The sequence below is a fragment of the Brevundimonas sp. NPDC055311 genome (assembly GCF_053645695.1).
The window spans coordinates 957,472-973,794 of record NZ_JBSHMV010000001.1 but is presented as its reverse complement, the minus strand read 5'-3'; the positions used below and the strand labels follow the sequence as shown (position 1 = coordinate 973,794).

At 67.7% G+C, this 16,323-nt stretch carries 15 protein-coding genes; 8 read left to right on the top strand and 7 right to left on the bottom strand.

From position 1 onward, the window contains the following. Positions 1-46: 46 nt before the first annotated feature. Positions 47-325 carry a FliO/MopB family protein gene (locus tag ACWIDZ_RS04735; protein ID WP_046652103.1) on the bottom strand — a complete coding sequence of 93 codons (279 nt, stop codon included), beginning with the start codon at positions 323-325 and terminating at the stop codon, positions 47-49. Positions 326-479: 154 nt separating this feature from the next. Here ACWIDZ_RS04735 and flgB point away from each other — a divergent pair, with 154 nt between their 5' ends. The 3 genes from flgB to fliE are packed head-to-tail and all read left to right on the top strand — an operon-like array spanning position 480 to position 1,669. Then, positions 480-884: a flagellar basal body rod protein FlgB gene (gene flgB, locus ACWIDZ_RS04730; protein WP_453988982.1), complete on the top strand. Its 405-nt coding sequence runs from the start codon at positions 480-482 to the stop codon at positions 882-884. Between the two features lie 13 nt (positions 885-897). After that, positions 898-1,332 (top strand): flagellar basal body rod protein FlgC, encoded by a 435-nt coding sequence (gene flgC / locus ACWIDZ_RS04725; RefSeq protein ID WP_312219791.1) that lies wholly within the window; start codon positions 898-900, stop codon positions 1,330-1,332. 13 nt (positions 1,333-1,345) lie between these two features. Further along, positions 1,346-1,669 (top strand): flagellar hook-basal body complex protein FliE, encoded by a 324-nt coding sequence (fliE, locus tag ACWIDZ_RS04720; RefSeq protein WP_291779855.1) that lies wholly within the window; start codon positions 1,346-1,348, stop codon positions 1,667-1,669. Between the two features lie 13 nt (positions 1,670-1,682). Here fliE and gluQRS read toward each other — a convergent pair whose 3' ends face one another. Both gluQRS and ACWIDZ_RS04710 read right to left on the bottom strand, forming a co-directional pair. After that, positions 1,683-2,531, bottom strand: coding sequence for a tRNA glutamyl-Q(34) synthetase GluQRS (gene gluQRS / locus ACWIDZ_RS04715; protein WP_453988981.1), 849 nt, complete (start codon positions 2,529-2,531; stop codon positions 1,683-1,685). Positions 2,532-2,548: 17 nt separating this feature from the next. Further along, complete coding sequence (locus ACWIDZ_RS04710; RefSeq protein WP_453988980.1) at positions 2,549-3,673, bottom strand: JmjC domain-containing protein; 1,125 nt, start codon at positions 3,671-3,673, stop codon at positions 2,549-2,551. A 54-nt stretch (positions 3,674-3,727) separates the two neighbouring features. On the opposite strand from ACWIDZ_RS04710, the gene ACWIDZ_RS04705 reads away from it, so the two are divergent. From ACWIDZ_RS04705 to ACWIDZ_RS04690, 4 genes are all read left to right on the top strand, one after another. After that, entirely contained in the window at positions 3,728-4,381 is a 654-nt protein-coding gene (locus ACWIDZ_RS04705; protein ID WP_453988979.1) for a DNA-3-methyladenine glycosylase family protein, read from the top strand. A 174-nt stretch (positions 4,382-4,555) separates the two neighbouring features. Next, a complete protein-coding gene (locus ACWIDZ_RS04700) occupies positions 4,556-5,218 on the top strand; it encodes a trimeric intracellular cation channel family protein (protein WP_346484714.1) in 663 nt (220 codons plus the stop codon). Positions 5,219-5,226: 8 nt separating this feature from the next. Further along, positions 5,227-5,625: an ASCH domain-containing protein gene (locus tag ACWIDZ_RS04695; RefSeq protein WP_453988978.1), complete on the top strand. Its 399-nt coding sequence runs from the start codon at positions 5,227-5,229 to the stop codon at positions 5,623-5,625. A 138-nt stretch (positions 5,626-5,763) separates the two neighbouring features. Continuing rightward, complete coding sequence (locus tag ACWIDZ_RS04690; RefSeq protein ID WP_291779905.1) at positions 5,764-6,336, top strand: HNH endonuclease; 573 nt, start codon at positions 5,764-5,766, stop codon at positions 6,334-6,336. A gap of 13 nt (positions 6,337-6,349) precedes the next feature. On the opposite strand, the gene ACWIDZ_RS04685 is transcribed toward ACWIDZ_RS04690, so the two are convergent. Together ACWIDZ_RS04685 and ACWIDZ_RS04680 are read right to left on the bottom strand one after the other, a co-directional pair. Beyond that, positions 6,350-7,792 carry an aldehyde dehydrogenase family protein gene (locus ACWIDZ_RS04685; protein ID WP_453988977.1) on the bottom strand — a complete coding sequence of 481 codons (1,443 nt, stop codon included), beginning with the start codon at positions 7,790-7,792 and terminating at the stop codon, positions 6,350-6,352. 75 nt (positions 7,793-7,867) lie between these two features. Beyond that, a complete protein-coding gene (locus ACWIDZ_RS04680) occupies positions 7,868-10,114 on the bottom strand; it encodes a glycoside hydrolase family 88 protein (protein WP_453988976.1) in 2,247 nt (748 codons plus the stop codon). A 157-nt stretch (positions 10,115-10,271) separates the two neighbouring features. On the opposite strand from ACWIDZ_RS04680, the gene ACWIDZ_RS04675 reads away from it, so the two are divergent. Then, complete coding sequence (locus ACWIDZ_RS04675; RefSeq protein WP_453988975.1) at positions 10,272-11,654, top strand: glycoside hydrolase family 28 protein; 1,383 nt, start codon at positions 10,272-10,274, stop codon at positions 11,652-11,654. 146 nt (positions 11,655-11,800) lie between these two features. Here ACWIDZ_RS04675 and ACWIDZ_RS04670 read toward each other — a convergent pair whose 3' ends face one another. Further along, a complete protein-coding gene (locus tag ACWIDZ_RS04670) occupies positions 11,801-14,542 on the bottom strand; it encodes a TonB-dependent receptor (protein ID WP_453988974.1) in 2,742 nt (913 codons plus the stop codon). A 267-nt stretch (positions 14,543-14,809) separates the two neighbouring features. Continuing rightward, a complete protein-coding gene (locus tag ACWIDZ_RS04665; protein WP_453988973.1) occupies positions 14,810-16,300 on the bottom strand; it encodes an oligogalacturonate lyase family protein in 1,491 nt (496 codons plus the stop codon). Between the last annotated feature and the right edge of the window lie 23 nt (positions 16,301-16,323).

Genomic DNA, 16,323 nt, shown 5'->3' with positions numbered 1-16,323 from the left:
AGCCACCCTCCCCATGAAGGGGAGGGAGAGGCGTTGCGGCGGCCGATCATTTCACGCCTCCCGGCTGGCGCGGCTCGATCAGTTCGCGGCCTTCGCCCAGCAGGATCAGCCGTTCTTCGTCGTCGACGCGGATCAGCACCAGGCGGCGCGAGGGGTCCAGCACCAGGGTCTCGACCACCTTCATCCGCCGCACCTGTCCCTGCGGCCCCTGGAAGCGGGCCAGGATTTCGGGCGCATAACGGCGCGCCGCCCAGGCGGCCAGGCCGATGATGCCCAGGGTGATGGCCAGGCCGAAGATCGCCCGGAACAGATCGAGGAAGTTCATGCGTTCGCAGGCCCCAGACGCGACGGAGACGACGCGGACCGCCGCGACGCTTCGCCCGCATGTTTCAACGGACGTGGTTAACGGCGCGTTTAGGGATACGGGATATTAACCATGCAGGCGGCAAATTCTGCCGATCACCGTCCGAGGGATTCGCGTGTCCGTCACCGACCTGCCGCTGCTGAATCAGATCAAGGGCCGCCTGGGCTGGCTGGACGACCGCCAGCGGGTGATCGCCCAGAACGTCGCCAACTCGGATACCCCCGGCTATGTCGCTCGCGACCTGAAGACGCCGACCGATTTCGCCGAGGCGATGCGGACGGGCGGCGGGCTGCGCATGATGGCCACCAACGCCCGCCACATCTCGCCGCCCGGTCAGGCGGCGCGGTTCGAGGCGACGAATACGCCGGATTCCGAGACCACGCTGGACGGCAATTCGGTCGTGGTCGAGGAACAGATGCTCAAGATGGCCGAGAGCCGCATGGCCTATGACGCCGCCATCGGCTTCTACCAGAAGTCGATGCAGATGATCCGCCTGGCGGCCAAGAAGCCCGCGGCCTGAGGAGGACTGAACCATGCCTGATCCGATCAACGGCCGTCCCGTCACCCCGCGCAACACCGCCATGGCCGTCGCCTCGACCGCGCTGAAGGCGCAGCAGTCGCGGATGCGCATCATCGCCGAGAACATCGCCAACGCGGAATCCACCGCCAATGTCGCGGGCGGTCAGCCCTATCGCCGCCAGACCCCGGTGTTCCAGGCCCGCAACGTCGACGGCGCGACCGGCGTGGTCCTGGCCGAGGTGCGGCCGGACCAGAGCGACTTCCGCATGGATTACGACCCTTCGCACCCGGCGGCCAATGCGGAAGGCTATGTCCAGCGGCCCAACGTCGACACTCTGGTCGAGGCCATGGACATGCGCGAGGCGCAGCGCGCCTATGAGGCCAATCTGAATGTCATCGAGACGGCGCGGAACATGGAGTCCCGCACCCTCGACATCATCAAGAAATAAGAGGGTCTAGGGCATGAACCCCATCATGGCCGCCCGCGCCTACGCCGCCGTTCAGGGCGGGGGCGGCGTCAGCGTCACCACCTCGGCCAATGCAGCCGCCTCGACGGGACCTAATGCAGCGGGGGGCTTTGCGGACCTGCTGCAGAACGTCATGACCCAGACGACGCAGGCGACCCGCACGGCCGAAACCCAGATGGCGCAGTCGGTTCAGGGGCAGGGCAATCTGATCGACGTCGTCACGGCCATCTCCTCGGCCGAAGCCTCGCTGGAGACGGTCATGGCCGTCCGCGACCAGGTGATTTCGGCCTATCAGGAAATCATGCGGATGCCGATCTGACGGCGCCTTGCGGTCAGAACCCCAGTTCCGCCCTCAGCGCCTCGGGCGTCAGCCCGCCCTCCCTCAGTTCCGCCAGCGTGACCGAGCGGTCGCGCTTGGCGTAGCGACGGCCGTCCGGTCCGGCCAGCAGGCGGTGGTGGCGATAGACCGGCGCGGGCCAGTCCATCAGCGCCTGGATCAGCCGCTGGATATGCGTCGCCACGAACAGATCCTTGCCCCGGATGACATGGCTGATCCCCTGCAGGTCGTCATCGTGCGTCACGGCCAGATGATAGGCGGTCCCGGCGTCCTTGCGCGCCAGCACCACGTCCCCCGCCGTCTCGGGGCGCGCCTTGACCATGCCGGTCTCGCCATCGGGGCCTGAGCCTTCCTCGATGAAGCTGAGTGCGTCCCAGGCCGCGCCGCCCAACGCCTCCTTCGCCCGATCCAACGACAGGCGCCAGGCGAAGGGGCGTCCTTCGGCCAGCAGTTGCGCCTCTTCCTCGGCCGGATGCGGGCCGGGGCGGGCGGCTTCGGCGGGGCCGTGAGGCGCATCGCCGATGGCGTCCAATATCTCCTTGCGGGTGCGGAAGCAGCGATAGAGCAGGCCGCGCCGGTTCAGCGCCTCGACCACGGCGGCGTAGGCGGCCAGATGATCGGACTGGCGCCGCACCGGCGTCTCCCACTCCAGCCCCAGCCAGGCCAGGTCTTCATAGATGCCCGCCTCGAACTCGGGCCTGCAGCGCGTCGGATCGATGTCCTCTATCCGCAACACGAAGCGCCCGCCGACATCCTTCGCTGCGCGCCAGGCCGTCAGGGCCGAAAAGGCGTGCCCCTTGTGCAGGCGTCCGGTCGGCGAAGGGGCGAAGCGGGTGGCGAACATGGCGCGACGAGGAGGGATCAGAGACGCTGGACGGCGCCCAAGGCTTCCGCCTGTTCGACAGCGGCGCGGATGTCGGCTTCGGCCACGAAATCGAACTGGGCGATGAGGTTTTCCAGTACGAAGACGTGCTGGGACAGGGCCCAATGCATGGCGTGGGCGACCGGGCCGACATAGGCCGGGGCGCGGGCGACGCCAGGCTTGTAGCGCGTCAGTGAGGTTTGTTGGGGCAGGGCGAAGCGATGCATGCGCGGCGTTAGCCGTTCCTGCGTCATGGCGACTTCGTCGCGGAAGGCTGGGGAGGCCGCCAGTTGCGCCAAACGTTGGCCGAGCTGGGTCAGGTGCTGTTGCAAGGCTCGGCCGCCATCCTTCGCCGCCGGAGGCAGATAGGCGCGGAAGGCGGGGTCCTGCATGGCCGCCTGCTCCAGCAGGTCGAAGATTATCCGACCGTGAAGCGAGGCCAGCGCGAAGGTGACGTGCAAGGAAGCGCCGTCCTGGGCCAGGGCGTCATGGTACCAACCACGCGGCAGGTAGAGGACGTCGCCCGGCCGCATGGTGATCTCGGCCTGGAGGCGACCGCGCGTCTGTTCGAACCAGCGTCGGACATCGCCGACGTCTGTGGGCATTTCGACCGGAGAGTCGGCGCGATTTTCATACAGCCGCCATGTCTTCTCGCCCTCGGCCTGAACCGCCAGCACGTCGCTGAGATCGAAGTGGGCGCCGAAAGCCTGGACGCCCTTGAAGGAGCAGTAGATGTTCGCTCCCACGCTGGCGGCGAAGGCGTGGCCCAGCACCGACGACAGAGCGGCGAGCGGCGCGGTCAGGTCCTGCACGTCGCCGGCGATCAGGCTGGCGCCTTCGGCTACGAAAAGCGCCACCTTGGCCGGGTCGGGGCGGAAGGCCGAGCCCGATTGGGTCTGGACGGAACGGCAATAGAGTTCGGGCGTCACGGGGGCGGTGTTGCGCACCAGCTTCAAGGTCTGTGCGGTCCAGATCGAAGGCTGGTTCAACAGATCGTTGAAGGTCGCCCAGTCCAGAATGGATCGCTTCGGCGCCCCTTCGGCGGCGGGGATGTGCAGCGGTTTTCGGCCGTGGAACTCGGCGAAAAAACGTTCTGGGGTGATCGGGTGAAGAAGATCGTCCAAGGTGCGCATTGGCGCAATGCTAAGGCCGCGCTGTTTTCCTGTCGATACAACCTCATGGCCCTTGCTCCGTCTCCCGCTTCCGTCGCCGCCGCTCGCGAGGCTCTGGCCGCCGCCGATCCGGCGCTGGCCAAGGCGCACGCCTCGACGCCCGTGTTCGAATGGCGGTTGCGGCCGGGCGGCTATGAGGGCCTGTTCCGCATGATCGTCGAGCAGCAGGTGTCGGTGGCGGCGGCGGCCTCGATCTGGAAACGGGTGGTCGACGGGCTGGACGGGCAGGTGACGCCCGAGGCCGTGCTGGCGCGCGACGTCGAGACGCTGCGCACCTTCGGCCTGTCGGGACAGAAGGCGAAGTACGGCCATGAGATCGCCCGCGCCCAGACCGAGGGCCACATCGACTTCGGCCATCTGGAGCGGTTGGACGACGTGGAGGCCATCGCGGCCCTGGTCGCCATCAAGGGGGTGGGCAAATGGACGGCCGAGACCTTCCTGATGTTCTGCGAGGGGCGGCTCGACGTCTTTCCCGGCGGGGATGTAGCCCTCCAAGAGGCGATGCGCTGGGCCGACCGCGCCGAGGCCCGTCCGAACGAGAAACAGGCCTATGCCCGCGCCGAGATCTGGCGGCCGCATCGCGGGGTGGCGGCGCATTTGCTCTGGGGGTGGTATGGTGGCGTTCGGCGCGGCGAGATCGCGCTGGACGAGGGCGTCTAGAGCGAAATCGGTTTAGTTGGACGCAGGTCCAACTAAACTCAGATATTCGCTCCAGATAATTCTGGACCATTGTTCTGGGTTCAGTCGATTCCGACTTAACCGAAAATGGTCTAGCCTTCGTCTTCACCAAGGCTGGGGGCGACCCCGAAGACGGCGCCGTGCGGCGCCCTGGGGATGATGACGATGTTGGAGCCGATCGCGGGCGCAGACCTGGTTCGTCCGGCTGCGGTGCTGCCGCTGCTGGATTTCGCGGGCGTGGCCGTGTTCGCCGCCACCGGCGCCCTGGCCGCCGCGCGCGAGAAGCATGACGTCCTGACCTTCGCCTTCTTCGCCGCCGTCACCGGCATGGGCGGCGGCACCCTGCGCGATCTGCTGATCGGGGCGCCCGTCTTCTGGGTGCAGGACTGGCGCTATGTCGCCGTCTGCATGGTGGCGGCGGTCGGCTTCTGGATGCTGGGTTCGCGGTCGTGGCGTTTCCGCGCCCTGCTGTGGCTGGATGCGGTGGGGTTGGCGGCCTATGGCGTCATGGGCGCGGCCAAGGCGGCGACCTATGGCGTGACGCCTCTGATCTGCATCGTCATGGGCGTGCTGACGGCCTGCTTCGGCGGCATCGTGCGCGACGTGCTGGCGCACCAGCCCTCCATCCTGCTCCGGCGCGAACTGAACATCACCGCGGCCCTGGTGTCGGCGGCCCTGTTCGTCGGGCTGAAGGCCCTGAGTCTGCCGACATGGCCCGCCGTGGCGGTGGCCGTCGTGGCCGGATTCGGCGTGCGCGCAGGCGCCCTGAAGTGGGGCTGGAGCCTGCCCGCCTTCCCGACCGCCGCGTCGCGCTATTGAGGCTGTCCATGAGCGAGATTCCCGCCGCCTATGCCGCCGCGCCGCGCTGGGCTTTCGGCGACAGCCCCGAACTGGCGGACGAACTGCTGGCCCTGGTGCTGGCTGGCGGCAAACGCGCCACCTGTTCGTCGCTGGCGTCGTGCGAGGCTGACATCATGCCCAGCGTGGGCGAGGTCAGCGTCATTCTGGACGGCGCCGGAGTCCCTCGCTGCGCGATCCGCACGACCGAAGTCGAGGTCATGCCTTTCGAGCAGGTCAGCGAGGACTTCGCCCGCGCCGAGGGGGAGGGCGACCTGACCTATGCGTGGTGGCGCGACGCGCACGAGGCCTACTATCGCCGCGAAGGCAGTTGGGCGCCGGGCATGAAGGTGGTCTGCGAACGCTTTGAACTGGTCGAGGTCTTCTGATCGCGCCGTCACGAAAACTCCTCACGCCGGTCATGGCGATGCGCGGGAATCAGGCGTAGGATTTTCGTCAGCAGACCAAGGAAGGAGACGTGTCTTCAGTCCTGTCGCGTCGATAACCCCCCGTATGAGCGGGAGGGCCTGATGCAGGTCCTGACCCGCCCGCCGTCCGGCTTTCCAGCCCTGGTGCTGAACGCCGATTTCAGGCCCTTGTCCTACTTCCCCCTGTCGCTCTGGCCCTGGGAAGAGGTGGTCAAGGCCGTGTGGCAGGACCGCGTCGACGTGGTCGCCACCTATGACAAGGTCGTCCGCAGCCCCTCGCTGGAGATGCAGCTGCCCAGCGTGGTCTGCCTGAAGTCCTATGTGGACCAGGACCGCAAGCCGGCCTTCACCCGCTTCAACGTCTTCCTGCGCGACGGTTTCGCCTGCCAGTATTGCGGCGAGCCGGGCACGTCCCAGGATCTGACCTTCGACCACGTCATCCCGCGCTCGCGCGGTGGGCGCACGACGTGGCAGAACATCGTCGCCGCCTGCGGTCCCTGCAACCTGCGCAAGGGCGGCCGCACGCCCGGTCAGGCGCACATGCCCCTGCGCCGCACCGCCCACCAGCCCAGCGCCTGGCAGCTCCAGCAGGCGGGGCGGCGCTTTCCGCCCCACTTCCTGCATCAGAGCTGGCTCGACTACCTCTACTGGGACATCGAGCTGGAGCCCTAGCGCGCCGCCCGTCTTACCCGGCGGAGTAGCTGGTCTTGGTCTGGGTGTAGAAGTCTGCGGCGGCGAAGCCCTGTTCGCGGGGGCCGTAGCTGGACTTCTTCGTGCCGCCGAAGGGGACGTGGTAGTCGACGCCCGCCGTGGCCAGGTTGACCATGGTCATGCCCGCCCGCGCCCGGCGCTGGAAGTCGCGGGCGTGTTTCAGCGACTGGGTGACGATGCCCGCCGACAGGCCGAACTCCACCCCGTTGGCGACCGCCAGGGCCTCTTCATAAGAGGCGACGCGGATGGTCGAGGCGACGGGGCCGAAGACCTCCTCGGTGTTGATGCGGGCGTCGGCCTGGGTGTCAACGATCAGGGTCGGCTGGACGTACCAGCCCGGCTTGTCGAGGCTGAGACGTTCGCCGCCCGCCAGCACGCGGCCCCCGCCGTCGCGGGCGATGTCGATGTAGTCATAGGCGGTCTGGCGCTGGGCCTCGGTCACGGCCGGACCCATCTGGGTCGTCGGGTCCAGGGCGTCGCCGACGCGTAAGGCGGCGACCTTCTCGGCCAGGGCGGCGACGAAGCGGTCGTGGATTCCGTCCTGCACGATCAGGCGGCTGGAGGCGGTGCAGCGCTGACCGGTGGCGAAGAAGCTGCCGTCCAGGGCGATGGCCACGGCGCGCTCCAGATCGGCGTCGTCCAGCACGATCAGCGGGTTCTTTCCGCCCATCTCCAGCTGCACGCGGGCCTGACGCTTCATCGCCCCCTCGGCCACCCCGGCGCCGACCTTCTGCGAGCCGGTGAAGCTGATTCCGTCCACGTCCGGATGGGCGACGATGGCGCGGCCGACGTCGCCGTCGCCGATGACCATGTTGACCACGCCGCCGGGCAGGCCCGCCTCATGCAGGATGGCGATCAGGGCCTCGGCCGTGGCCGGGGTCGGGCCGGCGGGCTTGATGACCACGGTGTTGCCGAAGGCGATGGCCGGGGCGATCTTCCAGGCCGGAATGGCGATGGGGAAGTTCCACGGGGTGATCAGGCCGAACACCCCGACCGGCTGGCGATAGGTCTGGATCTCGACGCCAGGCCGGGTCGAGGCCAGGTTCTGGCCGTGCAGGCGCAGGGCCTCGCCGGCGAAGAACTTGAGGATGCGGGCGGCGCGGGCGGTCTCGCCTATGCCCTCGGCCAGGGTCTTGCCCTCTTCGCGCGACAGCAGGCGGCCGACCGCCTCGCGCCGCTCCATCAGCAGGGTCCCGGCCCGGTCCAGGATGTCCGAGCGCACCTCGGGCGAGGCGTCGGCCCAGGGACCGAAGGCGGCGCGCGCCGCCTGGACCGCCTGATCCACCTCGGCCGCCCCGCCCTTGGGCGTGCGCGCCACGACCTGACGCGTATCGGACGGGTTCAGGCTCTCGCCCGGCCGCGACCCGGCGATCTTCTCGCCGCCGATCCAGTGCGATAGCTCAAGCGTCTCGGTCATGGGGATCATCCTTGTTGCAGGGCTGGATTGCCCGACGACGGCTGTTCGGACAAGGCCCCGGATGATCCCATGCCGTCAGAAGGTCAGGGCCGTGGCGGCCACGTGCGCTTCCCAGGCTTCGCGGGTTTTGAAGTCCAGGCCGCCGTCCCAGGCGGAGCCCATGTAGTAGGTGAAGGGCCGGCCCGGCGTGACGCGGACCAGGATCAGATAGTTGTCGGCGTCTTCGGCGAAGCCTTCGACCTGGGCCGGGTCGACGGCGATGGCGATGCCGATGGAGCCGTGCTCGGGATTGGCCGGCTCCCAGAACATCAGGCGGCCGTTGGCGGCGTCGCGGGTGACGAAGCCGGCGCCCGCCGCGTTGCGGCGCTTGGATATGCCGACGCCTACGATCAGGGGCTCGGTCGTGTCCGAGTTCAGGGTCGAGGTCATGCGGGTGAAGCTGGAGCCCAGCGGCAGGCTGAACTCGCGCGTCTCCCAGACCTTGCGGGCCACGTCGACGGGCCAGGGGCGATAGTCGACGCTGAAGCGGGCCTCATCGCCGCCGGTCGCCTCGATGCGATAGGTCGAGAAGTTGCGGCTGGTCCACAGCTTGTTGTCGTACCAGACGCCCAGGCCGCCCGCGCCGCGACCACGACCGACGTCGTAGTAGTCCAGCCCCTCGCCGCGATCGACGTGGTAGTTAGGGAAGCGCAGCTGGCGGTCCATGTAGGGATAGCGGACGCGCTTGGCCCAGACGTCGACGCCCGAGCCGGAGGGCGCTTCTCGCGCCTCCAGGGCGGGACCGTAGATGCGGTGCGCGACGCGGTCGTTCTCCCACAGAAGATCGTCGAGGCGGTCGGGCGCGAAGCGGACGACGGCGCGAGGCTGCTGCTGGTCGGCGGGCGGCGGGGTCAGGCGTTCGACCTCGGCGGGGCGGCCTAGCGAGGACGGATCATAGGCCAGGGCGCGGGTCGCCTGCATCTCCTCGGCGCGACGCTTGATCTCGGCCTCGCCGACGACGGTGACCGGCGCGGGCGGCGCGGGCGTGGTGGCGGCGATCACCTCGGGCGCATCGCGCGCAGGCTCGGCCAGGGGGAGGCTCTTTTGCGGGCCGTTCAGGTCGGCGACCTCCAGCCCCGCCAGGATGTAGGTCCCGGTGGTGTAGAGGCCGACCTCGTTCGGATCGGTCGGGACGGGCATGTCGCCGGTCTTCTGCGTGGCGCCGATCAGGCCGCTGGGCAGGACGTGGCGGTTGAGCGCGGCCCAGCCCTTGAGCACGGCGGGCTCATAGGTCGCGCGGTCCAGCAGGCCGTGGTTGATCCCCCAGGCCAGGGCGTAGACGTAGAAGACCGAACCCGAGGTCTCGGCCTGAGGATAGACTTCGGGGGCCAGCAGGCTGGCGCGCCACAGGCCGTCGTCCTGTTGCAGTTCGCGGATGCGTCCGGCCATGGCCTGGAAGATGTCGACGTAGTCCTGACGGCCCTCGAAGTCGGCGGGCATGGCCTCGAGGGTGCGGGCCAGGCCGCCCATGACCCAGCCGTTGGCGCGGCTCCAGTAGACGGGCTGGCCATTGGCCTCGGTGCGGCCCTCGAAGCGCTGGTCGCGCAGGAAGAGGCGCTGCTCGGGGACCCACAGGCGGTCGATGGTGCGCCGGAACTCCTTGTCCATGGCGCGGACGTATTTCGGGTCGCCGGTCACCGCCGACATGCGCGCCAGAACCGGCGGCGCCATGTAGAGGGCGTCGGCCCACCACCAGATCAGGGAGTCAGTCTCGGTCGCGCGGTTCAGGTGCGGGATCATATAGTCCAGCCGCTGGCGCAGCGGCATCAGCACTCCGTCCTGACCCCGGCGCGAATAGAGCTCCAGATACAGGTCGCCGATGGTCTGGTCGTCGGCGTTCAGCATGGTCGGACCCGAGCGCGCGCCGCGCAGGCTGTAGTTGTAGTGCTCGGCCACGGCCGTCAGGAAGCGCAGGGTCTCGGGGTCGTCCGAGACGCGCGCCAGCCGCGCCGCGCCGATGTAGAAGGTCGCGGCCACCCAGTTGGACGACATCTGCGTCAGATTGCTGCCGGTCGACAGGGCCAGGGGACGCGAGGCCATGTCGGTGATCTGGGAGGAGGCGACGTATTCGACCGCCGCCAGGGTCTGTTCGCGCGAAGGGCGGGCGTCCGCGCGGAAGTCCAGGTTGGGGCGCGGGCGCGCGGTCAGCCATTCGGCCTCAACGCCGGGGTTGGACTGCGGCGCCCAGGGCTCGCCTGCGGCCGATTGGGCGAGCGCAGGTGCGGTCAAGACGGTGCTGGCGAGCAGGAATGCGATCGTCGGGGCGGCGCGGCGTAGCGTCACAGGCGTTCTCTCCGGTACGGACCCCGTGGCGTTTGGGGTTTCACTATTTGCTGATGCGTACCATAAAATGGTCTTCAACTAGCGCAAGCCGGAATGACACCGGTAAACCGCGACAAGACGCCGTCCATCTTGCGGCGCGACCACGTGAGGAACGCCTATGCATCGCCGCTCTTTGTTGCAACTCGGAATTACCGGCGCCCTGGCGACCGGCGTGGCGGCCGCGCCCGCCTGGGCGCAGGGAACCGGCCGGACGTTCGACGCCGCCGACTTCGGCGCGGTCGGGGACGGCGAGACCGTCAACACCCGCCCGATCCAGGCCGCCATCGACGCGGCGGCGGGGGCGGGCGGCGGCACGGTGGTGCTGAAGCCCGGCGTCTATCTGTCCGGCTCCCTGTTCGTGAAGTCGAACGTCACCCTGCTGATCGGGCGCGGCGCGACGCTGAAGGGGCTGCGCGACATCGCCGCCTACCCCATGGTGCGCACGCGCGTCGCCGGGATCGAGATGGAGTGGCCCGCGGGCCTGCTGAACGTCTATCGCGAGCGGAACGCCCGCATCACCGGCGAAGGGCTGGTCGACGGCGACGGCAAGGTCTTCTGGGACGCCTATTGGGCGATGCGGCGCGATTATGACCCCCGCGACCTGCGTTGGGCGGCGGACTACGATTGTCGCCGCCCGCGCCTGATCCATGTCTATGACGCGGACCAGGTCGAGGTGTCGGGCCTGAACCTGGCGCGTTCGGGCTTCTGGACCGTGCACGTCTGCTATTCGCGCGACGTGAAGGTGTCGGACCTGATCATCCGCAACAACCTGGGCGGCCGAGGCCCCTCGACCGACGGGATCGACATCGATTCCTCGGAGCGGGTGCTGGTCGAGCGCTGCGACCTGTCGGTCAACGACGACGCCATCTGCATCAAGGCGGGGCGCGACTGGGACGGCCTGAGGGTCGCCCGGCCGTGCCGCGAGGTGAAGGTGCGCGACTGCATCGTGCGCGACGCCCTGGCCGGCATGACCTTCGGCAGCGAGACCTCGGGCGGGTTCCAGGACATCGAGGTGTCGGGCCTGCGGATCGAATACCCCGTGCCGCTGGGAATCTTCTTCAAGTCGGGCCACACGCGCGGCGGGGTCATCAACAACATCGCCCTGCGGGACATCCACTTGCAGGACGTGGCGACCCTGTTCCGGGTGAATCTCAACTGGTATCCGAACTACTCCTACGCCCAGATCCCCGCGGGCATGACGGATGTTCCGGACTATTGGCGGGCGCTGGCGACGCCGGTCCCGCGCGAGCAGGGCGTGCCCCGCATCCGCGACGTGCGCCTGTCGGACATCAGGGCTGTGGGCGGCAAGATCGGCTTCGAGGCTGCCGCCTATGAGGAAGCGCCCCTGCGCGACTTCACCTTCGAGCGGCTGCGCTGGGACGTGCGCGAGGCGGGGACCATCGCCAACGCCGACAACTGGCGCTTCATCGACTGCGACATCGACACCCTGGACGGAACGGGACCCAAGGTCACGGCGTCGCGCGGCGTGGTCGGCCTCTGAGGCTTCTTGTCCGAAACGGACTGTTCAAGCCCCGGCGTTTCGACGTCGGGGTTTTTCTTCGCCCGAATGCAGGGAGCCGAACAGAAAAAAGGCCCGGAGCAGATGCTCCGGGCCGAGTGGTGCGCTGAAAGGTTCAGGGAGGTGAATCAGTATTTCCAGCGCAATCCGATAGCGATCTCGCGACCCGTGTGACGGTAGTCCGAGATGCGGTTCGTCTCGTCGACGTAGCGATCGTTGTACTCGTCGGTCAGGTTGATGCCTTCCAGCGAGATCGTCATGCTGTCCGAGATGTCGTAGGACATCGAGGCGTCGACGTAGGTCGTCGCGTTCATGCCCTCTTCCGAGTTGCCGTTGCCGCCCGGGAACGACATCAGATAGCCGCTGCGGTAGGCCGCCGAGACACGGGCCTGGAAGGGGCCGTCCTCGTAATACAGCGTCGTGTTGAAGGTGTTCTTCGACTGACCCGTCAGGCGGTTCTTGCCGGCGGCGCCATAGTCGACCTCAGAGTCGACATAGGTGAAGTTGCCGATAAAGCCGAAGTTCGACCACAGGCCGGGCAGGAAGGTGAAGGGCTGCTGGTACTGGATCTCCAGCCCGTGCAGCGAACCGCCCTCGCCGTTGAGCTTGCGCGTGACCTGGAAGACGTCGGTCGGACGCGCGGCGCCTTGCAGCAGTTCGTCGGGCAGACCCAGATCGCTCCAGACGATCGATTCCGTCACCGAGGTGATGAAGCTGTCGATGTCCTTGTAGAAGACGGCGGCGGCCAGCAGGCCTTCGTTCTGGAAGTACCACTCGACCGACAGGTCGTAGTTGGTGGCGCGGAACGGATCCAGCAGCGGGTTGCCGTAGGACACGGTGCGCGTGGTCGGCGAGACGCCGCCGCCCGGGGTCAGGTCGCCCAGGGTCGGACGCGACATCACCTTGGCGGCGCCCAGGCGGATCACCAGGTCGTCGCGCGGCTCGATGGCCAGGTTGAACGACGGCAGGACGTCGTCGTAGTCGTTATAGGCGGTGACGTAGTCGTAGCTGGTGGTCGTGTTGCCGGCGTCATCCTTGACGGTGATCGTCTGCCAGCCCTTGGATTCGACTTCCGTCTTGGCGTAGCGGACGCCGACGTTGCCGCGCACCGTCATGTTGGCGACCTCGGTGTTGAAGTCGGCCTGGACGAAGACGCCCTTGTCCGTTTCGTCGACTTCGCGCTCGCTGCGGTTCGGCACCAGCGGGTCGTCGTAGACGCTGAGGAAGTCGTTGATCTTCGAGATGTCGGGAACGATGAAGCTCAGGTCCGACCCCGCCGGCACGCCGATCTTGCCGTCGATGCTGACGATCTTGCCCAGGGCGTCCACGCCGGTGATCCGGTCAGCGCCCGCCGTAGCCGTCTGAGCCCGCGCCACGCCCCAGGTGCTGAAGCCGTAGGTGCGGTATTCGCCGCCGGCCTTGAAGGTGATGGAAGGCGTCCAGTCGTACTCCAGGGCGCCGGCGAAGACGTTGTTGTCGAAATCGCCGCCGCTCGTGGAGCGCGTGCCCTGGATCAGGGTGAAGTCCTTGCCCGAGGTGATGTCGAAGCCGTAGTCGATCATCGGCAGGCGATCGTTGCCGCGGAAGTCGATGGTGTAGCCGTTCACCCCCGCCTGTTCGAAGGCGTAGGTGACGTTTGTCGGCGTGCGAGCTTCGGATTTGTTGAGGCCCAGCTTCATGTTGCCGCGCAGGCGATCCGTGAAGTCGTGGCGGACGTTCAACGAGGCCTGGGCGAAGGTGCTTTCATTGCGGGTGAAGCCGTTTTCCGAGCGCACCAGCATGTTGTCGAACACGCCGTAGGACAGGGCGTTCTTGCCGGCGTCGATGGCGTAGTCGCGCACGATGACGTTGTTGACGGCCGCGCGGCTGAAAGCCCAGGCCTCGACGTTGGGGCTTTCCAGTTCGGAGTTCAGGCGGGACCACAGTAGGTCCAGGACGACCTCGGTGCGGTCGCTGGGGCGCCATTGCAGGGCGCCGGTCATGCCCAAGCGGTCTTCCTGGGTGTTGCCGAAGGTGTAGCGCGGGATGCGCGGATAGAAGGCGTTCAGCAGTTCAGTGCGCTGGGCCTCCGTGGTGCAGGGAACGCAGCCGCCGAAGTTCTGACCAACGCCGTAGGCTTTCGTCGGGTCGCCCTTCTGCCAACGGGTCGTGTTGAAGCTCTCGAGGATAGGCGAACGTTCGGAATAGGCGATGGAGCCCAGGATGCCGAAGGTCTTGCTGTCGTTCGACCAGCTCAGCAGGCCGGCCGTGCGCGGGACGGTCTTTTCCGACAGGTCGTTGTAGGAGGCCTGGACCGACAGGGCGGAGTTGAAGCCGCCGTTCGCGAAGTCCAGCGGGCGGCCGGTCTGCAGGTCGACGGTCGATCCCAGCGAGCCTTCCTCGATCTCGGCCGACTGGGTCTTGCGGACCTTGATGCTGTTGAACAGCTCGGACGCGAACATCGAGAAGTCGAAGCTGCGGTTGCGGTTGCCGCCCGACGCCGCCTGGGCCTCCAGGCCGTTGATGCGGGTGCGGGTGAAGTCGGCGCCCAGGCCGCGCACCGAGATGGTCGTGCCCTGGCCGTTGACCCGTTCGATGGTCACGCCGGGCAGGCGCTGGATGGCCTCGGCGAGGTTCTGGTCGGGGAAGTCGGCGATGTCTTCAGCCAGGATGGCGTCGACGGCGCCGGCCTCGCGGCGCTTGACGTTCAGCGCCTGCTGAAGGCTGGAGCGGAAGCCGGTGACGACGATCTCGTCGACGACGGTGGCGTCCTCGCCCGTGGTCTGATCGGCGGCGTCCTGAGCCATGGCGGGCGCAACGCCCCACATCAGGGCGGTGGCGGAAGCGCCGGCGACACAGAGGGCGCGGACGTTGCGGAAGGGTCGTGCCATATTTCTCTCCCCGCACCGAAGCCCGTGGCACCGGTGTCATTTGTTGGTATGCTGTTGCGTATAGTTGGACGATACGCGTGTCACTTCTTGCAACAGCTTCCCGCTTTTTGCAACAGGCTCGTGTCAGCCTCCGTGCGAGACTGCAGTGAGCCGCGAAAACAGCGACGATTTCATGAGGTTACGGAACCTGCCTCAAGGTGTCGCCGAAACAGGAAGGGCCCCGGATCGCTCCGGAGCCCTTTTTCGTAGAGGGGGAGACGGCGGGCGTCAGGCCGCCCGCGCCACCTCCACCGCATAGACGTGATTGGCGCCATGCATGTTGGAGACGAAGACGATCCATCGGCCGTCCGGCGTGAAGGTCAGGTTGGGCTCCAGCCGGTAGTCATGGTTCGACAGGTCGACCAGGCGCTGCGACCGCAGATACTCGACGCTGATCTGATCGTCCTTGTCGCTGGACGGATCCTCGTCGACGATCGGCTCGGGACGCAGCAGGACGAGCCATTTTCCGTCCGGCGCATGGGCCACCATGTCGCCGTCGCCGCCGTCGCCCGCGAACATCCGTCCGTCCGGCGAGACGTTGTAGTGCACCGACCAGTCGTTCTGTTCCACCCGGCGATAGACGCGCTTGCCTGTCTCCAGGTCCACGGAGGCGACCCAGAAGACCTGGCCGCGCGGCGTCTGCAGATCATAGAGCACCTGCCTGCCGTCGGGGCTGAACCACTCGTGGCCGAAGATCTCGAAATTCATGGTCCGCTGGTGCGTCTTGCGCAGGTCCGAGCCGTCGACCTTCATCGTCCACATGCGGTCGACCCGGTGCCAGGGGCCTTCGTGGCAGAAGATGATGCGATCGGGATCGGTCGGCGAGAATTGGGTGTGGCCGATCCATTCATTGGTCTTGTGGATCACGCGGCGTTCGCCGGTCGCCATGTCGATGACGAAGATCTCCATCGGATAGCGGGCGGCCCAGCGCTGCAGCATCCGCACGCCCTTGGCGCGAGCGAAGTTCAGCGGCTTTCCGTCCGGCCCGGCAGCTTCGTATTCGGCCTGGTCGAAGCGGCGGTTGCGCGGATCGCCGACGCCGGGCTGGAGCGGCTGGGAATCATAGGCGACGAAGCCGAGCAGCAGGGCCTCGTCGGCATTGACCGAATTGACCTGGCCGTTGGGAATGCGGCCGATCCGGCGCACGCGCCGGGTGTCCGCATCGATGACGTAGAGGGTCTTGGCGCGGTCCATCAGCTGGGACTCGCCCGGCTCGGTGACCGAATAATAGACGTTGCGGCCCTTGCGCCCCGTGAACATCAGATCGGCGTTCTGGTCGGGAACCAGCACGCTGAGCGCCCAGGTCTTCAGGTCCACGGTCGAGATGCCCTGGGGCGTGGAGATGACCATGAGGTCGGGCGCGCCCGCCTTCGCCGGCAGGAACATGTTCTTGTAGAAGTAGGGCTTGCCGCCGCCGCCGTCGGGCGAGACCCGGCGGATGCGATGGCCTGTGCGCGGATCGACCCATTCGCGCGGGACCGGGTCGGACCATTGCGGCGCCTGGTGCGGCGTCTCCTGGGTCGAGGGCGGCGCGGTGTTCGGGGCAGGCCAGGCGGGAACCTGGCCCTCCGGCGGCAGGGGCGGTTCGATCAGGGGAGCGGCGGCTTGCGGCGCAGCGGATCGCGCTGCGGCTGCGCCGGCGGGGGCCGCCAGGGCTGGGGTGGCTAGGGCGGGGGCGGCCAGCAGGGCCTTCAGGGCAAGGCGTCGGGACGTCGTCATCGGGCGTTCCTTGTGTAATCGCA

Bases quoted from the DNA above. Each gene is read 5' to 3' on its own strand.
- ACWIDZ_RS04735 (WP_046652103.1), bottom strand. From the start codon at position 325: ATGAACTTCCTCGATCTGTTCCGGGCGATCTTCGGCCTGGCCATCACC.
- flgC (WP_312219791.1), top strand. From the start codon at position 898: ATGCCTGATCCGATCAACGGCCGTCCCGTCACCCCGCGCAACACCGCC.
- fliE (WP_291779855.1), top strand. From the start codon at position 1,346: ATGAACCCCATCATGGCCGCCCGCGCCTACGCCGCCGTTCAGGGCGGG.
- gluQRS (WP_453988981.1), bottom strand. From the start codon at position 2,531: ATGTTCGCCACCCGCTTCGCCCCTTCGCCGACCGGACGCCTGCACAAG.
- ACWIDZ_RS04705 (WP_453988979.1), top strand. From the start codon at position 3,728: ATGGCCCTTGCTCCGTCTCCCGCTTCCGTCGCCGCCGCTCGCGAGGCT.
- ACWIDZ_RS04700 (WP_346484714.1), top strand. From the start codon at position 4,556: ATGATGACGATGTTGGAGCCGATCGCGGGCGCAGACCTGGTTCGTCCG.
- ACWIDZ_RS04695 (WP_453988978.1), top strand. From the start codon at position 5,227: ATGAGCGAGATTCCCGCCGCCTATGCCGCCGCGCCGCGCTGGGCTTTC.
- ACWIDZ_RS04685 (WP_453988977.1), bottom strand. From the start codon at position 7,792: ATGACCGAGACGCTTGAGCTATCGCACTGGATCGGCGGCGAGAAGATC.
- ACWIDZ_RS04675 (WP_453988975.1), top strand. From the start codon at position 10,272: ATGCATCGCCGCTCTTTGTTGCAACTCGGAATTACCGGCGCCCTGGCG.
- ACWIDZ_RS04670 (WP_453988974.1), bottom strand. From the start codon at position 14,542: ATGGCACGACCCTTCCGCAACGTCCGCGCCCTCTGTGTCGCCGGCGCT.
- ACWIDZ_RS04665 (WP_453988973.1), bottom strand. From the start codon at position 16,300: ATGACGACGTCCCGACGCCTTGCCCTGAAGGCCCTGCTGGCCGCCCCC.